The sequence below is a fragment of the Pseudoxanthomonas sp. LjRoot204_2 genome (assembly GCF_056175765.1).
The window spans coordinates 1-20,164 of record NZ_JBGFFG010000009.1 but is presented as its reverse complement, the minus strand read 5'-3'; the positions used below and the strand labels follow the sequence as shown (position 1 = coordinate 20,164).

The window sequence follows — 20,164 nt, the reverse complement described above, 5'->3', positions numbered from 1 at the left end:
TTGATGCCGACCAGCTGCTGGAACGTCGCCAGGCCGATGCCGACCCAGACGATGGGGCGGATCTTGCCGGTCGTCTTGTTCTTCAGATCGGACAGCTGCGGGCGGTGATGGTCCTGCGACAACGAGGCATCGATTTCCGCGAGCTTGACCTGTGCCTCGACACCGCCAAACAGGCGCGTCAGCACGCGCAGCGCTTCGTCCTTGCGGCGCTTCACCACCAGGTAGCGCGGGCTTTCCGGAATGGTGAGCAGCAGCACCAGGAAGATCACCGACGGCACCGCCTGCATCCAGAACATCCAGCGCCACGCGGCATGGCCGCCCCACAGCGCTTCGGTCGAGGCACCCGCCTTGGCGGCGAGCAGGTAGTTGGACAGGAACGCCGCGGTCAGGCCGCTGATGATCGCGATCTGCTGCACCGTGGCGAGCCGGCCGCGATAGCGCGCCGGTGCGACCTCGGCGATGTAGGCCGGCGAGATCACGCTGGCGGCGCCCACGGCGAAACCGCCGATCACGCGCGCGATGACGAACACGACCGACGAGGTCGCCACACCTGCGCCGATCGCCGAAAGCAGGAACAGCACCGCCGAAATGATCAACACGTTGCGCCGGCCGAGGCTGTCCGCCAACCGCCCCGCGCTGAACGCGCCGACCGCGCAACCGAGCAGCATCGAGGCCACCTCGAAACCGAGGCCCGCCTTGGTGGAACCGAATGCCTGCTGCAGGCCGTCCACGGTGCCGTTGATGACGCCGCTGTCGAACCCGAACAGGAATCCGCCGATCGTCGCCACCACGCTGATCAGCACGATCAGCTTGGTGTTCTCGCCCCCGGTCATCGCCTGGTTCATTGCTGTCCTCTTCCTCGAATCGTGTTGTCGTTGCGACCTGCCGCGCTCAGCGCAGCAGGTACTGGTTGAGCAGGTTCTCGTAACGCTCCTGCTTGCCGCTGGTCTGCTTCGGTTCGCCCTGCGTCGCGGCCAGCGCTGCCAGATCGGCCAGACCGAGCTGGCCGGTCTCGAAGTCCTTGCCCTTGCCGCTGTCGAAGCTGGCGTAGCGCTCCTTGCGCCACTGCTCCCACGGCGACTCGGTCAGCAGCGCGTGCGCCACTTCCAGGCCGCGCGCGAACGCATCCATGCCGCCGATGTGGGCGATGAACAGGTCTTCCAGATCGGTCGATTCGCGACGCACCTTGGCRTCGAAGTTCAASCCGCCTTCCAGCCCACCCTGGCGCAGCACCACCAGCATCGCSCCGACSGTGTCGTACAGATCGGTGGGGAACTGGTCGGTGTCCCAGCCGTTCTGCGCATTGCCGCGGTTGGCATCGATGCTGCCCAGCAGCCCGTGGTCGGAGGCCACCTGCAGGTCGTGCTCGAAGGTGTGGCCSGASAGCGTGGCGTGRTTGGCCTCGATGTTGAGCTTGAAGTCCTTCTCCAGCCCRTGCTCCTTCAGGAAGCCGGCCACGGTGGCGCTGTCGAAGTCGTACTGGTGCTTCATCGGCTCCATCGGCTTGGGCTCGATCAGGAAGTTGCCCTTCAATCCGATGCTGCGGCCGTAGTCGCGGGCCAYSGTCAGGAAGCGGGCGAAGTGCGCCACTTCGCGCTTCATGTCGGTGTTGACCAGCGAGGCRTAGCCCTCGCGGCCGCCCCAGAACACGTAGTGYTCGCCACCCAGTTCGACSGTGGCCTCCAGCGCSGCCTTCACCTGYACSGCGGCRCGYGCSACGACGGCGAAGTCCGGATTGGTCGAGGCGCCATTCATGTAGCGYGGGTGCGAGAACAGGTTGGCCGTGCCCCACAGCAGCTTGATGCCGGTCGCGTCCTGGCGYGCTTTCGCCAGGCCGACCATGTGCTTGAGGTTCTTCTCGTACTGGCCGATGTCCTCGGCATCCGGGGCCAGGTCGATGTCGTGGAAGCACCAGTACGGCACGCCCAGCTTGGTGAAGAACTCGAACGCCGCATCGACCTTGGCTTCGGCCGTGGCCATGGGCGAGCCGGCCTCCCACGGGAAGTGGCGCGTGCCCGGGCCGAACGGATCATGGCCGGCGTTGCAGAACGTGTGCCAGTAACAGACCGCGAAGCGCAGGTGCTCCTGCATCGTCTTGCCGCCGATGGTCTTGTTTGCGTCGTAGACCTTGAACGCCAGCGGGTTGTCCGAGCCGCGCCCTTCGAAGGGGATGCGGCCGATGCCGGGGAAGTATTCCTGGGCGCCGATGAAGGGCTGCGTGCTCATGGGGCGGTGTTCCTGTGGTTGTGCGAGGTGTCGCGTGGGGGACGTCAGCCGCGTTGCAGCGGGGTGACGGCATCGAGGTACTGGAGGAAGCGGCGGTAGGCCGCCGCATAAGCCGGTGCGCGGGACGCATCGGGCCTGGTGGACAACGCGGGATCGACGGCCACGTGCGTGCGGGCGATGTCGGCGATGGAGGCCGCATCGCCCTCGGCACGGCCGAGGGCCCACAACGCCTGCAGTGCCGCACCGAACGCGGCGCCTTCGGCTTGTACCGGCACATCGACCGGCAGGCCGAACACGTCGGCCACCAGCTGGCGCCAGGCCGCACTGTTGCTGCCGCCGCCGGTCAGCACGATGCGCTCGAAGGCCATGCCGGCGCGCACGAAGGCATCGAASCCGTACTTCAGGCTGTASGTCGCSCCTTCCATCGCCGCGCGGTAGAGGTGCGCCGGGGTCATGTTGGTCGGGTCCATCCCGGCCAGCACGCCCTTGCCGCGCGGCAGGTCCGGSGTGCGCTCACCGTTGAGGAAGGGCAGCATCACCARCCCGTCCGCGCCSGGCGGGGTGGCCTGCAGGTGGGCATCGCCTTCGCGCGTGCTGAARCCGAAGGYCTTGGCCACCTGTTCGGTSGCCACGGTGCAGTTCATCGTGCAGATCAGCGGCAGCCATCCGCCGGTGGAGGAACAGAACGCGGCCCAGGCMCCGTCGGGRTCGACSACCGGCACGTCCGAGTAGGCGAACAGCGTGCCCGAGGTGCCCAGGCTCATCGCCAGSCKGCCCTCCTCCACGCARCCGGTRCCGATGGCCGCCATCATGTTGTCGCCGCCACCGACGGCGACCTTCGTCGTGGCCGGCACCCCCAGTCGCGCCGCCATGGCGGGATCGATGTCGAACAGCGCSTCGGGCGSCGCGATCGGCGGCAGGCACGCRGCCAGGTCGCSRTCCGCATCGGTCGCGTGCAGGAGTTCCTTCGACCACGTGCGCGTGCGCACATCGAGCCARCCCGTGCCGGRGGCATCGCCCCACTCGCAGAAGCGYTSGCCGGTGAGGACRAAATTGAGGTAGTCGTGCGGCAGCAGGATCGTCGCCAACCGGGCGTAGGCCTCGGGGCGATGCGTCTTCGTCCACGGCAGCTTSGAGGCGGTGTAGCCGGCGAGGATCGGATTGCCTGCCAGCGCGATGGTTTGGGCCGCACCGCCGACCGCCTCCATGATCTGCGCACACTCGGCCGTGGTGCTGGTGTCGCACCATAGCTTCGCCGGGGCGAGTACTTCACCTTGCGCATCCACCGGCACGAAGCCGTGCTGCTGGCCCGACACCGACAGCGCGGAGATGCGCGCACGCACGGCAGGATCGATGCGGTCGAAGCACGTCTGCATCGCCGCGACCCACTCCGCCGGATGCTGCTCGCGGCCGCCATCGTCCCTACTGATCAGGCCAAGCGGCGCGCTGGCGCTGGCCACGATCGCCCGAGCCGCGGCGTCGTACACCACCACCTTCACGCTCTGCGTGCCTGCATCGATGCCCGCAACCAGACTCATCGGATGCCCTTCTTCATGCTTCCACCAGCGCGCCGTCGCGCAGTCGTACCGTGGCAGAGGTGCCCGCGGCGAGTTCAAGATCGAGCGTGCGGCCTGCATGGACCAGCTGGTAGCGGCCGCCCTTGTCCGAATGCAGCGTGGCGCGTGCGAGTCGCCCTGCTTTCCATGAAAGATCCAGGCGCGCCGCATTGCGCACGCGCACGCCTTCGAGTTCGCCGTCGCGCCATGACGACGGCAGCGCGGGCAGCAGGAAGATCGATCCGCCCCAGCTCTGCACCAGCATCTCGACGATGCCGGCGGCGCCACCGAAGTTGCCGTCGATCTGGAACGGCGGGTGCGCGTCGAACAGGTTCGGGTAGCTGCGCTGCGGCGACAGCAGCATGCGCAGGATCTTCAGGCTGTGCTCGCCATCCCACAGGCGTGCCCAGAAGTTCAGCCGCCACGCGATGCCCCAGCCGGTGGCCTCGTCGCCGCGGATTTCCAGCGTGCGTTGCGCGGCGCGTGCCAGCTCGGGCGTGTCGCGCAGGTTGATCTGCGCGCTCGGGTGCAGGCCGTAGAGATGCGAGATGTGGCGGTGGTGGATCTCGGGCGCCTGCATGTCCCAGTCCTGTTGCCACTCCTGCAGCTGCCCAGCCTTGCCGATCCGGTTGGGCGGGAGCTGCGCGCTCAGCGCGGCCAGGCGTGCGGCGAAATCGGCGTCCACGCCGAGCACGCGCGCCGCTTCGATGCACTGGCCGAACAGGTCGCGCAGGATCTGCGCATCCATCGTCGGGCCGGCGCAGATCGCCGCGCCGAACGGATGTTCGTTCTCCGGCGACAGCGACGGCACGGTGACCTTGTGGCCGGTCTGCGGATCGTCCTGCAGCGTGTCGACGAAGAACTGCGCGGCGCCCTTGAACAGCGGCCAGACCTGCTTCAGGTAATCCGCATCGCGCCCGTAGTCCCAACGATCCCACAGCGCCTGCAGCAGCCATGCACCACCCGTCGGCCACAACGCCCAGCGCGCGCCATCCGGCGGCGTGGCGGCGCGCCACAGGTCGGTGTTGTTGTGGAGCATCCAGCCGCCGGCGCCGTACATGTCGCGGGCGACGCCGGCACCGGTCTGCGCCAGTTCCTCCAGCATGCGCTGCAGGGGTTCGACGCACTCGCCCAGGCCGTTCTGCTCGGCCGGCCAGTAGTTCATCTCGGTATTGATGTTGACCGTGTACTTGCTCTCCCACGGCGGATCCATCAGGTCGTTCCAGATTCCCTGCAGGTTGGCGGGCTGGCTGCCCGGCCGCGAACTGCAGATCAACAGATAGCGTCCGTATGCGTGGTACAGCGACACCAGTGCGGGATCATTGCCTTGCGCGAACGCGGCGATGCGCTCGTCGGTCGGCAGGTCCGCTGCGGCGGTGCGGCCCAGGTCCAGCCGCACGCGATGGAACAACCGGCGGTGCTCGGCGAGATGCTCGGCGAGCACGCGATCGAAAGCCTTTCCCTTCACCCGTGCCAGCTGCGTGGCGGTGATCGCGTCGGGATCGCCGCTGACATCGTCGTGCGCGACGTGGCTGGTGGCTGCGACGATGCGCAGCTCCAGCTCGCGCACGCCATCGAAGGCGATCTGATCCTGCTCCACCCGCAGCTGGCCCTCACGGTGCGCAACCTGCACGCGGAAGGCGAAGCGCAAGCGGCCTTCGATGCCGTGCTTTCCGACGTTGCGACCGCTGACGTGCCAGCCGCCGTCAACGATCCGCGTGGTCGTCGCATGCTCGTTGCCGGTGCGGATCCGGCCGATCATCGCGTCGCCGCCTTCGACGGTGTAGCGCACGACGAGACACTGGTCGACCGACGACACGAAGACCTCGCGCCTGTGCAGGCCCGCCCCCACGCGGAACAACGTGCGTGCGACGGCGGCATCGAGATCCAGCTCGCGCCGGTAGTCGGCCACGCCGTCCAGGCGGTCGAACTGCAGCCACAGGTTGCCCAGCGGCTGGTAGGCCATCTGTTTCACCGGCCGCGAGATCAGCGTGTCGTCGGCCAGCGCGGCGGCTTCCGCGTAACGACCCGCGAAGATCAGCGCGCGCACCTGCGGCAGTCCCTCGCGCGCTTTCGGATTCACTGCCGAATACGGCCCGCCCGCGTACAGCGTGTCCTCGTTGAGCTGCAGGCGCTCATGTGCCACCCCGCCGAAGACCATCGCACCGAGCCGGCCGTTGCCGACGGGCAGCGCCTCCACCCAGACCCGCGCCGGCTGGCGATACCAGAGCGTCATGCCGGCGCCCGACAGCGCGTCGCCGGCCCCGGCAGGTTCGGCACCGTGGGTGCTCGGGATCGCGACGGTGGCCAGTCCGGCCGCCGTCGCTTTCAGCAGGTCGCGTCGGTTGAACTCCATCGACCCGTCAGCGCTTCTTCACCACCAGCGCCTTGCCGTCGTAGCTGACGGTGACGTCGCCCCGCGGTTCCAGGGTGCCGGCATCGGCGCGCGGACCGTCGATGAAGCGCACGCGCACCTCGCGCGACGCGACCATGCCGGGATAGCGGCCTTCGCGCGCACCGATGCGCAACTCGCCGCTCTTCTCGTTCCACGCCAGCGGAATGCGGCTGGATTCGCCGCGTTCGTAGCCGTAGCTGCGGCCGTTGTCCTCGTACAGCGAGAACGTACCGTCGGCGCCGGTATAGACCTCGATCGTCAGCGGCGCATCGGGCTTCTCGTCCACGTACTGCTGCACTACCGTGCGCGGCACGATGGCGCCGGCACGGACGAACAGCGGCATGCGCTGCAGCGGTGCGGCCGCCTCGATCGTCTGGCCGCCGTCGTAGCGCTTGCCGGTCTCGAAGTCGATCCAGCTCGTGCCCGCGGGCAGGTAGACCCGGCGCGTGGTCGCCTTGAACGTCGTTACCGGCGCGACCAGGAACGCGGGGCCGAACAGGTACTGGTCGGCGATGTCGCGCACCTTGGGATCGGACGGGAAATCCATCGCCAGCGTGCGCAGCAGGGTGCCGTCCTGGTGCCAGGTGTCGCCGGCCAGCGTGTAGATGTACGGCAACAGCGTGTAACGCAGCTTCAGGTAGTGGACGAAGCTGTCGTAGTGCGGCGTGCCTTCCGGCGCGATTTCCCAGATCTCGCGGTACGGGAACTGGCCGTGCAGGCGGAAGATCGGTACGAACGCGCCGTGCTGGAACCAGCGCAGGCTCAGTTCGCGCCATTCGGCCAGGTGCGCAGGATCCTTCGTCTCGTAGCGCTTCTCCGGCGAGAAGCCGCCGATGTCGAAACTGACGTTGGGCGCACCCGCCATCGAGGCATTGACCAGGCCGGAGATCTGCTCGCGCAGGTCGTCCCAGCGCGGCACGATGTCGCCGCTCCAGAACGCCGCACCGGCACGCTGCTGGCCCGCGAAGAACGCACGCGACAGGATGAAGACGCGCTTGTCAGGATCCTGCTCGCGCGAACCGCGGTAGACGCCTTCCGAGTGCACAAGCGGATACGAGTTGAAGAACTCCGTCGACGGCCCCAGCGCGGTCGGCGTGGTGCGCGCCTTGCGCTCGCCGATGTCGATGTTGCTGTGCAGGTCGGGCTCGCTCGCGTCCAGCCACCAGGCGTCAAAGCCTTTCGCGTTGAGCTTGCCGTTGACCTGGCGCCAGAAGATGTCCTGCGCTTCCTTCGAATACGGGTCGTAGAAGGAGTTGAGATAACCCTTGCCGATCCAGTCCAGCTCGCCCACCTCGACATTGCGGTGGTACATGTGGCCGGCGGCGTCGAGCTCCTTGTAGTTGGCCGTAGTCGGATAGAACTTCGGCCACACCGAAATCATGATCTGCGCGTGCTGGTCGTGGACGTGGTCGACCATGCCGTCCGGATCCGGGAAGTTCTTCGCATCGAAATCGTGCGAACCCCAGGCGTCTTCCGGCCAGTACGACCAGTCGAGCACGATGGCGTCGATCGGCAGCTTGCGTTTGCGGTACTCGTCCAGCGCGCCGGTCAGCTCGGCCTGTGTCTTGTAGCGCTCGCGGCTCTGCCAGAAGCCGTACGACCACTTCGGCAGCAGCACGGCCTTGCCGGTCAGCGTGCGGTAGCCGGCCAGCACCTGGTCGGCGTCGTCGCCGGCGACCACGTAGTAGTCGATGGCCTGCGCGGCCTCGGACCAGATAGAAAGGTCCTTCGCCTCGTCGGCGGGCAGCGGATCGCGATGCAGCAGCGCGATGTAAGCCGGCTCGATACGGTCCCACACCAGCTTGACCTTGTGGCGCTGGCCGGCCTTCATGTCCAGGGCGAACTCGTGGTGCCACGGGTTCCAGTTCTGGCGCCAGCGGTCGAGCACGAGCTTGCCGTCGACGTAGAGCTTGGCGTACTCGCTGTTGTACAGCGAGAACGTATGCCGGCCATCGCTGCGCGCGGCGATCTCGCCTTCCCACACCACGTCGCTGCGACCGCCCTCGGCCAGGTTCTTGCCCGCGGCCGGGAAGTTCGCCAGGTCCTTGATGTACTGGTAATTCACTTCGCTCTCGCGACGCTCGACCACCTGCTTGCCGTTGACGGTGTAGCGCGCCGTCAGCGCGCCCGGCTTGCCCTGGGCGTCGAACAGGTCCAGCGACGCGCCCAGCGGCTGCAGGCCGCGCGGATCGCCGTAGCGGGTGATCGCGTTGCTGTCCCAGAGGATGCCGTAGTGGCGCGTGGAGACGAGATAGGGAATCGCCTTGTCGATGTTGTGCTGGAGCAGTTCGACATCGCGGCCCTTGAGGTTCATCCAGCCCTGCTGGTGCAGGCCGGTGCCGTAGAAGGCCTCATCGTCGGGGGATTCGAAGCGCTGGCGGATGACGTAGTAATCCTTGCCCTCGACCTTGGCCGGCGTGAACGTGCGCGCACGCTCGGCCAACAGCGGCTTGCCATCGGCGTCGAAGAAGCTGACCTGGCCCGTGCGCGCATCGACCTTCGCCGAGATGCCCTGGGTGCTGACCGTCACCTGCCCGCCGGATTCGCCCACCTTCACCGCCGGCGGTGCGCCGGTCTTCGCGCGCATCAGGCTGGGCGTGCGCGCGAAATCGCCATCGGGATCGGCCATCACGCGCAGGATGCCCGGCGCGACTGCTTCGACCTTCACGTCGGCGGCGGCCGCATCGGCCGGCCGCACGATCACGCCATGGTCGATTTTCTCGACCGCGCCCTGCCCCGTGGCGTTGGCGCCCGCTGCGGCCAGGGCCAGCAGCGGCACCGTCAACGTCTTCAAGTAACCCATCGCTTGCTCCTCGTTCGGGCGCGTGGGCACCCGGGTTCTGGGACCGGCGGGCCGGTCCGCGGATCGATCAGTAGGTCGCCAGCTTCACGCGCAGCAACTGCGGGACGCTGGAGAAATTGAGGCCGTAATCGGTCTGGTCGCCATTCCAGCGACGTCGGAAGACCCACTTGCCGTCGACGTAGGTGCCTTCGTCGACGTACTCGTAGATCTGCCGCGCGGCGACGGCCGGGTCTGCCGCATCGATGTTGATGCGCGCATGCGCGCCAGCGACGAGGAACTCATCCGGGCCCAGCTGCACCACCAGCGCGCGGCCGATCGGTTCGGGATTGCCTGGCGGCTCGCCCTGGAACCAGAACTGCGGCACGCCATAGGTGACCACCATGTTCCAGCGGTCATCGATCTTCACCGTCTGCACGGCCTGTCCGGGCTGCTCGGCGGTGCCGCGCACCTTGCCCTCGAAGCTTGCCTGCGCGATCACGCGCGCCGCCGGGCGCACGATGGCGTAGTTCAGCGCGAACGATTCCAGCGCCTTCTCGTCCAGGTGCTTGGCACCGAGCGGCCAGTTGGAATAGCGCGAGTAGTCGATGCCGAACGGCGACCAGCCGATCGCCTGTTCCCCCAGTGCGGAGAAGAAGTAGCGCGGGTATTCCTCGCGGTTGCCGGTTTCGGCGACGAACAACGGATTGTCGGGGCGCGAGTAGCGGTCCAGCACCGTGGTGTAGTGCGTGTATTCCGGCATGTAGATGTCCGGCGCCAGCAGGTCGATGTGCGGCGCGGCGGCCTTGTACACGTCCAGCACGTTGTCGGTGGGCCCACCGCTGGCGTACTGCCCGGGCTGGCCCGGGTTGAACGGCCCGCGCAGCGCGGCGTTGACGAACATCGGCAGCGGATAGACCGCCTTGCCAGCCTCGGCGACCTGGTCGATGTAGTGCGCGATGTGCCAGGCGTGGAAGTACTCGTCCGCGTCGGCGCCGAACACCTCACGCCACGTGCCGGGCGTCTTGCCGAGCTTCTTCAGCAACGCGTCGGGCACCGGGCCTTCGAACACCTTCTGCGCCAGCGGCGAGAAATCGCGCACGCTGCCGTAGGTGCCGGGTTCGTTCTGAGGCTGCACCATGATGACGGTGCGCTGCGGGTCGGCGGCCTTCAGGTGCGTCATCAGGGCGACGAAGGCCTTGCGGTCGGCGTCCAGCGTGGCCTGCGCATGCGGCGACAGGGAATTGAGCATGCGCCCATCGGCGGTGATGACGCGCGGGAAGCGCGTGTTGTCCAGCTTGACCCAGGCGGGTGCGTAGTTCGGGCCGTTGTTCTTCCAGGTCGCGAACCACAGCAGCACCAGCCGCACGTTCTTCTCGCGCGCCTGCTTGAGCAGCACGTCGACGAAGGAGAAGTCGAAGGTACCCTCCTTCGCTTCGACCTGTTCCCAGGCCACCGGCACCATCACCGTGTTCGGCTTGACCACGTCGATGGCGGGCCAGACGTCGTCCAGCGCCTGCGGCCAGTTGCTGGAGTTGTTGACCTGCGCGCCGAGGATCAGGAACGGCGCGCCGTCGACCATCAGTGCGTGGCGTCCGTCCCTGCTGACGATCTGCGGGATCGGCGTGGCACCGGACGCATCGGCCGCGCCGTCGCCCTTCGCCGTGGCCGGCGCATCGCCTTTTCCGGCGGGCTGGCAGGCGGCCAGGCCAAGCAGCGCGACGAGCGACAGGAGCAATAGGCGGCGCGGCATCATCGAAGGCATTCGGGAGTCACCATGCATCGGTACGGAAAGGCGAGGCAGGCAGGCCCGCCGCATTGATCAGGTTGGCGTCGGCCGGGTTGTCGGACCAGCCATAGCGCAGGGCCACCGGCGCCTTCACGGCGTCGCTATGCACGACGACACGACCGTCGATGAGCGAGGCCTCGGCGGGATGGAAGACGCGATCGGCACCGGCCAGTGCGAAGCCGTGCACGCGCGTGCCGCCTCCGCGCACGGCAAGGGCGCTGCCGCCATCGTCGAAGGCAATGGTCGCGACGCCGTCCGAGAACTGCGCCTGCGTATGGACCGGTCCGTGGTAGACCAGTGATTCGCCGTACGCGACGTGCCGCGCCGCCAACGCAAGCCGCTTGCCGACATCCTGCTTGTTGAGCGGATGGATGTCGGCCGGATTGCCGATGTCGATGGTCACCACCTGAGCGGTGGCCGGCAACGCCAGCGTGGCCGACTGCGATTCGCGCAGCATCGCCCACGGGCTCTGGTCGCCCTGGTCGACGCCGGAAGAGAAGTTCGCCAGCTGCACCCACAGGAACGGCATGTCGGGGGACTGCCACTGGCGGCGCCACTGCTGGATCAGGGCCGGGAACTGCGTGCGGTACTTGAGCGCCTCCGGCACCGTGTTCGCATTCGATTCGCCCTGGTACCAGATCACGCCGCGGATGGCGTACGGCTGCAGCGGATGGATCATCCGGTTGTAGAGCAGCGTGGGATGCTGGTTCTTGTCATCGACCAGCGCCACGGTCACGCGCGACGGGCGGAACGACCAGTCCGCCAACGGACGCGCACTGCCGCTTGCTGGCTGCACGAAGACCTCCGCCGGCTCGCCGTGGATGCCACCGCCGCCGCCGAAGTCCGACACGCGTACCGCCACCTGGTTCACGCCCGCGCGCAGCGCCGTGGCAGGCACGCGGTAGCGGCGCGGCTGGTTGTACTGCATGCGCGTTTCGCCGACCTGCACGCCGTTGACCCAGGTGATGTCGGAATCGTCGATGCGCCCTACGCCCAGCGTCACGCCGGCGGCGGCTTCCTCCGCGCTCAGCGTGAAGGTGGTGCGGTACCACGCCACGCCATCCAGCCCATTCCAGCCCGTTTTCTCCCACAGCGAAGGCACCGTGATCGGCACCCAATCGCGGGTATCAAGGTCGCGCTTCTCCCAACCGGTGTCGTCCGCCGGCCAGGAGGTCCAGCGTGCCAGGTGGGCATGCGTCTGCTCCAGCGCGCGCGTGTCGGCGTCGCGCAGTCGTTCTGCCTGCGCCCGCAACGCAGAGGCATCGACACCCTGCGAGGGTGCATCCATCCAGGCCTCGATCCGGCTGCCACCCCAGGTACTGTCGATGATGCCGATCGGCACGCCGGTGACCTTGCGCAGTTCGCGGGCGAAGAAATGGGCGACGGCGGAGAACTTCGGCGCGGCCTGCGGCGAGGACGCCACCCATTCGCCGCCTTCGAGCTGTGCCTGCGGTTCGCCCGACCACGACTTCGGAATCTTGAAATGGCGGATCCGCGGGTCGGTCGCGCGTGCGGCTTCGACGTCGGGGTTCGCCGACTGCGCGATGGGCCACTCCATGTTCGACTGCCCGCTGGCCAGCCACACGTCACCGACCAGCACGTCGCGCAGCACGCGCGGTTGCTTGCCATCGTCGATGCGCATCACATGCGGACCGCCCGCCGTCTGCGCGGGCAGCGCCAGCGACCAGCGTCCATCGGCTGCAGCCTGCGCCGTGGCCTCGCGGCCGGCGAAGGTCACGTGCACGCGCGCGCCTGGCGCGGCCTCGCCCCAGACGCGCACCGACTGGTCGCGCTGCACGACCATGCCGTCGGCGAAGATGCGCGGCATCTCGACCGCCTGCGCGGCAGGGATGGCCAACAGGCCCAACAACAGCGGGACAGCTCGAATCATTCCGGATCTCCGTACCAGATGCCGCGCCCTTCGGTGCCGAAGTAAACGCGGCCATGCAKGCGGGGATCGCCTGTCACATGGCGGATGATGCCGCCGAATCGCAGTGCGTCACCATCGATGCGGCGCCAGCGGCGCCCGCCATCGTCCGAACGGAACAGGCCACGCTGCCCACGCACTTCGCCGAACACGAACAGCACGGGCGCGTCGCCCTCCTTCGCCGGCTTGCCCAGCCCCACGGACATGACGTTGTCCACTCCGGGCACGCGCTCCAGCTTGCCGGGCGCGAGGTGCAGCAGGCCGCGCCACGATGCGGCGATCCAGGCTTCGCCCATCTTCTCCGGGTGTGGCCGGATCTCGGCGCGATACCAGTCGCCGATCTGGCCGACCGGCGCGCGCACTTCGTCGAAGGCGACGCCTCCGTTGCCGCTGACGTAGAGCTTGCCGCTGATCGCATCGAAGCCGTAGTAGATCCCTTCATCGACGCGGTCGGCTTCCACCACCGCGGTCTTCGGCAGGCCTTTCACCGGCTGCCAGCGCCCGCCCATGTCGGCGGTGATCCAATGGTGTTCACCGTTGCGCGGATGCCAGATCGCGCGCTTGCCGTCGGCGGCGAGCGTGATCTGCCCGGCACCTTCGCCATCGGCCGGCTCGGTCGCGAAGGCGGTCCAGGTACGCCCGCCATCGTTCGACCACGCGCCACGCACCGCGCCTTCCGGCCGGTTGTGGAAGTAGCCCGTGCGCACCAYCACCTGCGGGGCGCGACCGGCGAAGGCGAGGCTCTCCGTGTTGGAGAAGCGCACGCCGGCGAAGCGCTGCTGCGAGACATCGAGAGCGTCGTGGACGAAGCCGTCGACGTCGCCGAGGCCGCTCACCAGGTGCGCGCCTTGCGGCGGACTGGCCAGCGCCAGCGGCACCGTTTCCTCGAAGCCCGCCTGTTCGAAACGCCACGCCATCTCGGCGCCCGCATCGAAGGCCTTCGCATTGGTGGAGGCCCACACGCCGTAGCCGGTGACGAACAGCAGGCGGTTGGCGTCGAAGGGATCGATCTCCAGGTCGGCCATCCAGTGCGGCTTCGCGTCCTGCGTCCACGGTGCCGACGCATGGTCGAACCCGGACCGCGGGAACAGCGCCGTCCATGTGCGGCCGCCATCGAGGCTGCGATAGATGTCGTCGTGCGGCTGGTACCGGCGGAACGTGCTGGCGATGATGATGTCGGGATTGGTCGCATCCACCGCCACGGCGCCCCAGCCGAAGCCGGCATCGGCCTTGGAACGGCGCACCGGGGTGATGTCTTCCCAGCTATCGCCCGCGGGATCGAAGCGCCAGACGGCACCGTCGGCCATGTTGTTCGGACCGGGCTCGTCGCCGTAGCTCAGCAGCCAGCGGCCACGCGCATCGCGCACCATGTGGCTGGGGCGCAGTCCGACCGGCTGGCCGGGCACGGCCTGCCACGTCGCGCCACCATCACGCGAACGATAGAGGCTGGTTTCGTTCGTCGAGACGCCGGCGTAGATTGTCTTCGACGGTACGCCTTTCGTGCCATCGACCGGATCGAACACGACGAACGCGATGCCCACCGGGCGCAGCTCGCGCCACCCCATCGCCCAGGCAGACCGGTCTTTCGCGATCGCGGGAAAGCCCTGGCTCTCGCGCCACGTCGCGCCGGCATCGTCGCTGCGCCACAGACCGTTGGCGCGCGTGCCGAACAGGAGCACGCGGCCGTCGTTCGGATCCACCGCGAGGCGCTCCCCGTTGCCGCGACCCTGCTCGTTGCCACCGAACTTGAACGGCAGCGGCGCACGCTGGAACGTGGCCCCGCGATCGGTCGAACGCAGGATCACACCATCCTGCCCACGCTCATGCAGATAGGTGCCGACGGCAAGATAGAGACGATCGGGATCGGACGGATCCAGGGCGAGGCTTTCCACGCCGAAGCGACCGCTGTCGTCGTGGCCCATCCAGTCCATCAGGGGTTGCCAGCGCTGTTCGCGCGGCTGCCAGCGGTACGCGCCACCGATGTCGGTACGGGCGTACAGCAAGCCTTTCTCGTGCGGATGGAAGACCAGGCCGCTGACGAAACCGCCGCCACCGATGGCGACATTGCGCCAGCGGTAGCCGGTGACGTCGTCCTTCGCCGCCGCGCCGGGCACCAGCAGAAAAACGGACAGCGCGAGGATCAGGCGGAGCGTGAGCACGGAATCTCCTGTCGGGAACAGCGGTGCGCCGGCAGGAAGCACACCTCGGGCGCCGCACCAGGCGGGCGCCGGTCCATCGAAGGAACGGCCGGCGATACCGGCCGTTCCCGGGGTGCTGCATCAGAACGTGAAGCGGAGCGTCGCGGCGTAACGGCGGTCGTTGACGTACCACGACGTGATGCGCTTGCCTGCGCCGTTCTGGTCCATCAGCGTGCGCTGCTCGGCATTGTTGAGGTTGTTCATCTCGAGACCGAACTGCACGTTGTCGGAGAAGCGATAGAAGATCGATCCGTCGAGCTGGCCGAAGCTGTCGCTGTACACCGGCAGCTTCCACGGGATGCCGCCGTCGCCGCCGTTGTAGCCGTTCGGGCCGATCGACAGCAGGTATTCGCTGCGCCAGTTGTAGGCCAGGCGAACCTGCCACGGACCCTTTTCGTAGAACGCCGCGACGTTGTACGAATTCTTCGACAGGCCATCGGCCGGCAGGTCGCCGAACAGCGAACCGTCGGTGTCGACGGGCACCGCGTTGGAGGCGGCCGGAATGCTCGTGGAGCTGTCGATGTAGGTGTAGTTGGCGGACATGCCGAATCCGTCGAATGGCGCGGGCAGGAAATCGAAGAACTGGTTCCAGCCGATCTCCGCGCCCTGGATCTTCGCCTTGCCGACGTTCACCAAGCGGGAAACGCGATAGTCGTACTCGTTGCCATCGACGCCCGGATAGGCGAGCAGCTCGGTCTGCTGGCGGAAGTAGTCCTTGATGTCCTTGTAGAAGAAGTTCACCCAGGCCATGCCGCCGCTGTCCGGCGCGAAGTACCACTCCAGCGAAAGGTCGAACTGGTTGGCCTTCATCGGCGTCAGGTACGGGTTGTCGGTGGAACTGCCGGTCAGTTCCAGATCCTCCGGGCCAAGCTCGTCGCCCGGCTGCGGACTGACGCCGTCCCGGACCGCCACGCTGAGCACCTGGTAGGCCTGCATGTCGCTGAAGGCCGGTCGCGCGATGGCCTTCGATGCGGCGAAGCGGACGACCCAGTTCTCGGCCGGCTCCCACTTCACGTTCGCGCTGGGCAGCACGTCCGTGTACGAATTCTCTGCGGAGATCGGTTCCGACTGGCCCGTGCCCAGGTACGGCGCGAACGCGTTGTTCGGGTACACCAGATAACCCTTGGCGCTGTTCTCCGTGCGCACCACGCGCACGCCGACGTTGCCGTCGATGCGCGCCTGGTCCATCGCGAAGTTCAGCATCGCGTAGGCGGCGTAGGTGCGCTCGTTCTGCACGTTGCCCCACTGCGGATCGGCGAGGTTGCGCGGGGTGATCTGGCCGTAGCAGCAGGTGTAGTACGGGACCGCGGCGCCGTGGATGTCGAGGTAGCTGTTCGGGAAATCGAGCGCGGTGGACAGCACGGGCGAGTAGAACGAGCCCGGCGTCGACGCACCGCCACGGTAGAAGTTGTCGAAGGTGATCAGGTTGGTCAGGCTGGAGTTGACCGTGCCGTTGAGGTCCAGGCCCGGCAGCGGCACGCCGCCCGGCAGCGCCCACCACTGCATCCACGGCTGGAACACCGGCTGCCAGTCGTAACCGGTGTCGATGCTGTGCGCATCGCGGTCGGTGACGCGCACGCCGAACTTCACCGAATCGAAGACGTTGCTGTCGAAGCTGTGCTTCAGGTCCGCGCGCCAGGCGATTTCGTCTGCGGTGTTGTCGTCCTGGTGGTCCATCGTGAACCCCCAGTAGTAGTTCGCGGGGTTGGYGGTGAACTGGTTGTCGACGCCGATCCGCGGCACGCCATGGCCCAGGTCGATGTCGATGTAAGGCACGTTGAGGCCGAGCGACACCGTGGAATCCAGCGCTTCGGTGTTCGCCTTGATGTACTGCACGTCGGTTGAGAACTCGGTGCGGTCGCTGAACAGCCACTTCAGGCCGAACGAGTAGTCGGTGGTGTCGGACTTGCGGTGCGAGGCGCGGATGTCCGTGCCCATCGGGATGTCGCCGTTCGACCGCAGGCGGCCCGAAACGAACACGTCGCCATCGAGTTCGTACGGCTCGCTGGCATCCACGCGCACCTGCAGCGGATCGTTGGAGACGAAGATCGCGTCTTCGTACCACAGCTCGTCGTATCGGCTCTGGAACGCGGTGGCGAACAGCTCCAGGTTGTCATTCGGCCGCCATTGCAGCGCGACGTAGGCGCCCTGGCGCTCGCGCTCGTACTCCAGCGTGCGCCAGTCGGCGCCGCGGGGCAGCCACAGGCTTTCGTTGGTGCCGTCGTTGTTGAGGTCGGAGTTGGCGGTATTGAAGAACGGCCGCACGAACATGCCGTCGGTACGCGTCGCCAGCTCGGAATGGGCCAGGTTGACCAGGATGCCGAACTCGCCTGCATCGGTGTCCCAGCGGTTGCTGAAGAGYACCGAGCCCGAGGGCTTCAGCTGGTCGGCGAAATCGCCCCGGTTGGCGCTGAAGGACATGCCGAACCGGCTGCCGTCGATGTCGAACGGCATGAAGGTGCGCAGGTCGACGGTGCCGCCGAGGCCGCCCTCGATCATGTCGGCCTTCTGGTTCTTGTAGACGTCCACGCCGGCCATCAGTTCGGCCGGCACGTCCTGGAAGCTGAGGCTGCGGCCGCCGGACGCGGAGAAGCTGTCGCGACCGTTCAATTCGGAACGGACCTGGGTCAGGCCGCGCACCTGCACGCCGCCGCCTTCTGCGGAGAAATGCTCCGGATCGCCGACCGTCAGGAAGCGATCGATGGTCACGCCGGGAATGCGCGACAGCGTTTCGGTGACGCTGCGGTCGGGCAAGGCGCCGATATCGAGCGCGGTGACCGAATCGACGAAGGTGTCGGCGTCGCGCTTGATGTCCTGCGCCCGATACACGGAACCGCGGATGCCGGTGACGACGACCGCATCGAGTTCGGTGGGCGTATCGCCCTCTTTCGCCTCGGTCGTGGCCTCCTGCGCGAACGCAGGCGCCGACAGCAGCAACGCGATGCCGAGAGCGAGGACGGTGGGTTGCAGGTGGCGGCCGGCGGAACGGCCCGCACGGGGTCCAGCCGCGATGCGGCGCTGACGCGTTGACATGGATGTTCCCTCCCAGGACACATGGCAAACGATGGAGTTGTGGTCCTGCCCGGACGTCTTCGCGCCCCGTGGCCGGATGAAGCGATGGCGGCTGCGGCCCCCGGCCGCGGTCGTCGATGGTTCGATCTTTCCCGTGGGGCGCCGCGGCAACGTCGGCCTTGCGACCGATGCCTGGCGCTCACCTGGCGGCCGTGGGACCGCCTTCCTGTGACTGCGCCGGGAGCATAGGCGGCGCTGACATGCCGTACCAATGAAATATTGATCGCCAGCTATACCGAACCCGAATAGGTCTTCAGGTTCAATCGCCGCCGCCGTCGCCTCAAGGCGGCGCCGTGCCCGTCGGGGAGGGTTCCAGGTCGGTATAGAGGCGACGCGCCGTACTCCGGAGGGCGTCCAGCACGCGCTCGGCGCCGGGGGAAAGCAGCTGATCACGCCGGCRGATGATGCCGAAGAACTCCATGCGCACGCCCAGCTCGATCGGCAGCACGCACATCTGCCCGGTCTGCAGGTACGGGCCCACCGATTCGGCCGGCAGTGCGGTCAGCAGGTCGCTGTGCCGCAGCAGGTGGATGATCACCGGCAGCGAGGCGGTTTCCACGATGTTCTGCGGCGGCGGCTGGCCGTGTTCGAGGAACACCGCATCCAGGCGCGACCGCAACACGCTGGCGGCCGGCGGCATGATCCAGCCGTAGTCGGCCAAGTCGGCGTGGGTGATGCGCGGACGCCGGGTCAGCGGATGGCCCGCACGCACGATGACGGCGTGTGGCTCGTCGGCCAGCGGCTCGAAATCCAGCTCGCCCGCGCCTTCGGGGCCCATGATGCGACCGACCACGATGTCGAGCTGGCCATCCAGCAGCTTGGCCACGAGCGGCCGGCTGTAGTCCATCTCGACCCGGATGAGGATGTCGGGGAAATCGCGCTTCACCGCCGCGATGGCCTGCGGCACCAGGGTGGTACCGGGATTCACCACGGTGCCGATCGCGGCCTGGCCCATGCGTCCGCTGCGCAAGGCGACGATCTCGTCGTGGGCACGGCCGATCTCGGACAGGGCCGAGCGTGCCCGGCGGATCAGCACCTGGCCGTACCAGGTCGGCTCCACGCCACGGGCATGGCGCTCGAACAGGGGCACGCCGAGCAGGCTCTCCATCTCCGCCAGCAGCTTGGAGGCGGCGGGCTGGGTCATGTTGGCGGCCTCGGCCGCGCGCAGGACCGAGCGCTGTTCGTACAGGTGCAGCAGCAGGGAAAGATGGCGGGTCTTCAGGCGCGTGGCGCCGAACCAGCCGGTGGTGGGGTGGACCATGGTCGCCTCCGGGGCACGAGCTATTCGTGTGCGGAATAGCCTATGACAAAAATTTCATTTGTCGTACATAGATGCCCACGCGAGGCTATGCCACGCTTCAAGCGCGGGTCGGCGGCCATGCCTGACCGCCCGCGAGGGGCCCCGGGGATGGCCGGCACAGGTCCGCCACGGGACAGCCCCGCATCCGATCACCGCCGGGAGGAGGGCCCCATGGCGACATCGCAATCCGACGGCACGTCGCGTGCCGGCGCCATCGTCGCGTCCACGCCGGACGGAATCCGTCTCCCATGAGCGGCCGCCTGTCCGGCAAGGTCGCGCTGGTCACCGGTGCCGCCAGCGGCATCGGCGCGGCCACGGCGCAGCTGTTCGCACGCGAGGGCGCCACCGTGGTCGGCCTCGACAAGCAGGCCGTGCCCATCGCCGATGACGGCGTGCAGCACCGCATCGCCGACATCACCGATGCCGGCGCGATGGACGCGGCCGTGCAGGCGGTGCTCGCGGCGCATGGCCGCATCGATGTGCTGGTCAACAATGCCGGTGCGGATGTGTTCTCCGATCCGCTCACCCTGTCCGACGAGAATTGGGAGCGCTGCCTGTCGCTCAACCTCAAGGGCGCCTGGCATCTTTGCCGTGCCGTGCTGCCCGCGATGCAGGTGCAGGGCGCGGGCAGCATCGTCAACATCGCCTCGGTGCATGGCCACAAGATCATCGCGGGCTGCTTCCCGTATCCGGTCGCGAAGCACGGGCTGATCGGCCTGACCCGCGCGCTCGGCATCGAGTACGCCGCGCGCGGGATCCGGGTGAACTCGATTTCGCCCGGCCTTATCCTCGTGCCGCGCATCGAAGCGTGGTTCGAGCGCGAGCCCGGAACGCGCGAGAAGCAGGCGGCACTGCTGCCGCCCGGGCGCATCGGCACGCCCGAGGAAGTGGCGTTCACCGCGCTGTTCCTCGCCAGCGACGA

Annotated in this window: 11 protein-coding genes; 1 reads left to right on the top strand and 10 read right to left on the bottom strand. The window is 67.8% G+C overall.

Annotated features, from left to right (window positions below; genetic code table 11):
* The 10 genes from AC04L7_RS01000 to AC04L7_RS00955 all read right to left on the bottom strand — a co-directional run.
* Positions 1 to 845: MFS transporter (locus AC04L7_RS01000; RefSeq protein WP_475512388.1), on the bottom strand; the 845-nt coding region annotated here is incomplete at its 3' end.
* Positions 846 to 891: 46 nt separating this feature from the next.
* Positions 892 to 2,226 (bottom strand): xylose isomerase, encoded by a 1,335-nt coding sequence (gene xylA, locus AC04L7_RS00995; RefSeq protein ID WP_475512387.1) that lies wholly within the window; start codon positions 2,224 to 2,226, stop codon positions 892 to 894.
* A gap of 44 nt (positions 2,227 to 2,270) precedes the next feature.
* The gene (gene xylB, locus AC04L7_RS00990; RefSeq protein WP_475512386.1) at positions 2,271 to 3,764 is read right to left on the bottom strand and encodes a xylulokinase; all 1,494 of its coding nucleotides are present in this window, start codon (positions 3,762 to 3,764) and stop codon (positions 2,271 to 2,273) included.
* A 13-nt stretch (positions 3,765 to 3,777) separates the two neighbouring features.
* Positions 3,778 to 6,138: a glycoside hydrolase family 95 protein gene (locus tag AC04L7_RS00985; protein WP_436000477.1), complete on the bottom strand. Its 2,361-nt coding sequence runs from the start codon at positions 6,136 to 6,138 to the stop codon at positions 3,778 to 3,780.
* Positions 6,139 to 6,145: 7 nt separating this feature from the next.
* Positions 6,146 to 8,980 (bottom strand): TIM-barrel domain-containing protein, encoded by a 2,835-nt coding sequence (locus AC04L7_RS00980; RefSeq protein WP_436000479.1) that lies wholly within the window; start codon positions 8,978 to 8,980, stop codon positions 6,146 to 6,148.
* A 67-nt stretch (positions 8,981 to 9,047) separates the two neighbouring features.
* Complete coding sequence (locus AC04L7_RS00975; protein WP_436000481.1) at positions 9,048 to 10,721, bottom strand: GH35 family beta-galactosidase; 1,674 nt, start codon at positions 10,719 to 10,721, stop codon at positions 9,048 to 9,050.
* A gap of 7 nt (positions 10,722 to 10,728) precedes the next feature.
* The gene (locus tag AC04L7_RS00970) at positions 10,729 to 12,636 is read right to left on the bottom strand and encodes a sialate O-acetylesterase (protein WP_436000483.1); all 1,908 of its coding nucleotides are present in this window, start codon (positions 12,634 to 12,636) and stop codon (positions 10,729 to 10,731) included.
* Entirely contained in the window at positions 12,633 to 14,831 is a 2,199-nt protein-coding gene (locus AC04L7_RS00965) for a WD40/YVTN/BNR-like repeat-containing protein (protein ID WP_475512385.1), read from the bottom strand. Before AC04L7_RS00965 ends, AC04L7_RS00970 begins: the two co-directional genes overlap by 4 nt.
* Before the next feature lie 120 nt (positions 14,832 to 14,951).
* Positions 14,952 to 17,903: a TonB-dependent receptor gene (locus AC04L7_RS00960; protein WP_475512384.1), complete on the bottom strand. Its 2,952-nt coding sequence runs from the start codon at positions 17,901 to 17,903 to the stop codon at positions 14,952 to 14,954.
* Between the two features lie 319 nt (positions 17,904 to 18,222).
* Positions 18,223 to 19,203 carry a LysR substrate-binding domain-containing protein gene (locus AC04L7_RS00955; RefSeq protein WP_475512383.1) on the bottom strand — a complete coding sequence of 327 codons (981 nt, stop codon included), beginning with the start codon at positions 19,201 to 19,203 and terminating at the stop codon, positions 18,223 to 18,225.
* 287 nt (positions 19,204 to 19,490) lie between these two features.
* On the opposite strand from AC04L7_RS00955, the gene AC04L7_RS00950 reads away from it, so the two are divergent.
* The coding region (locus AC04L7_RS00950) for an SDR family oxidoreductase (RefSeq protein WP_475512382.1) at positions 19,491 to 20,164 on the top strand (674 nt) is incomplete at its 3' end.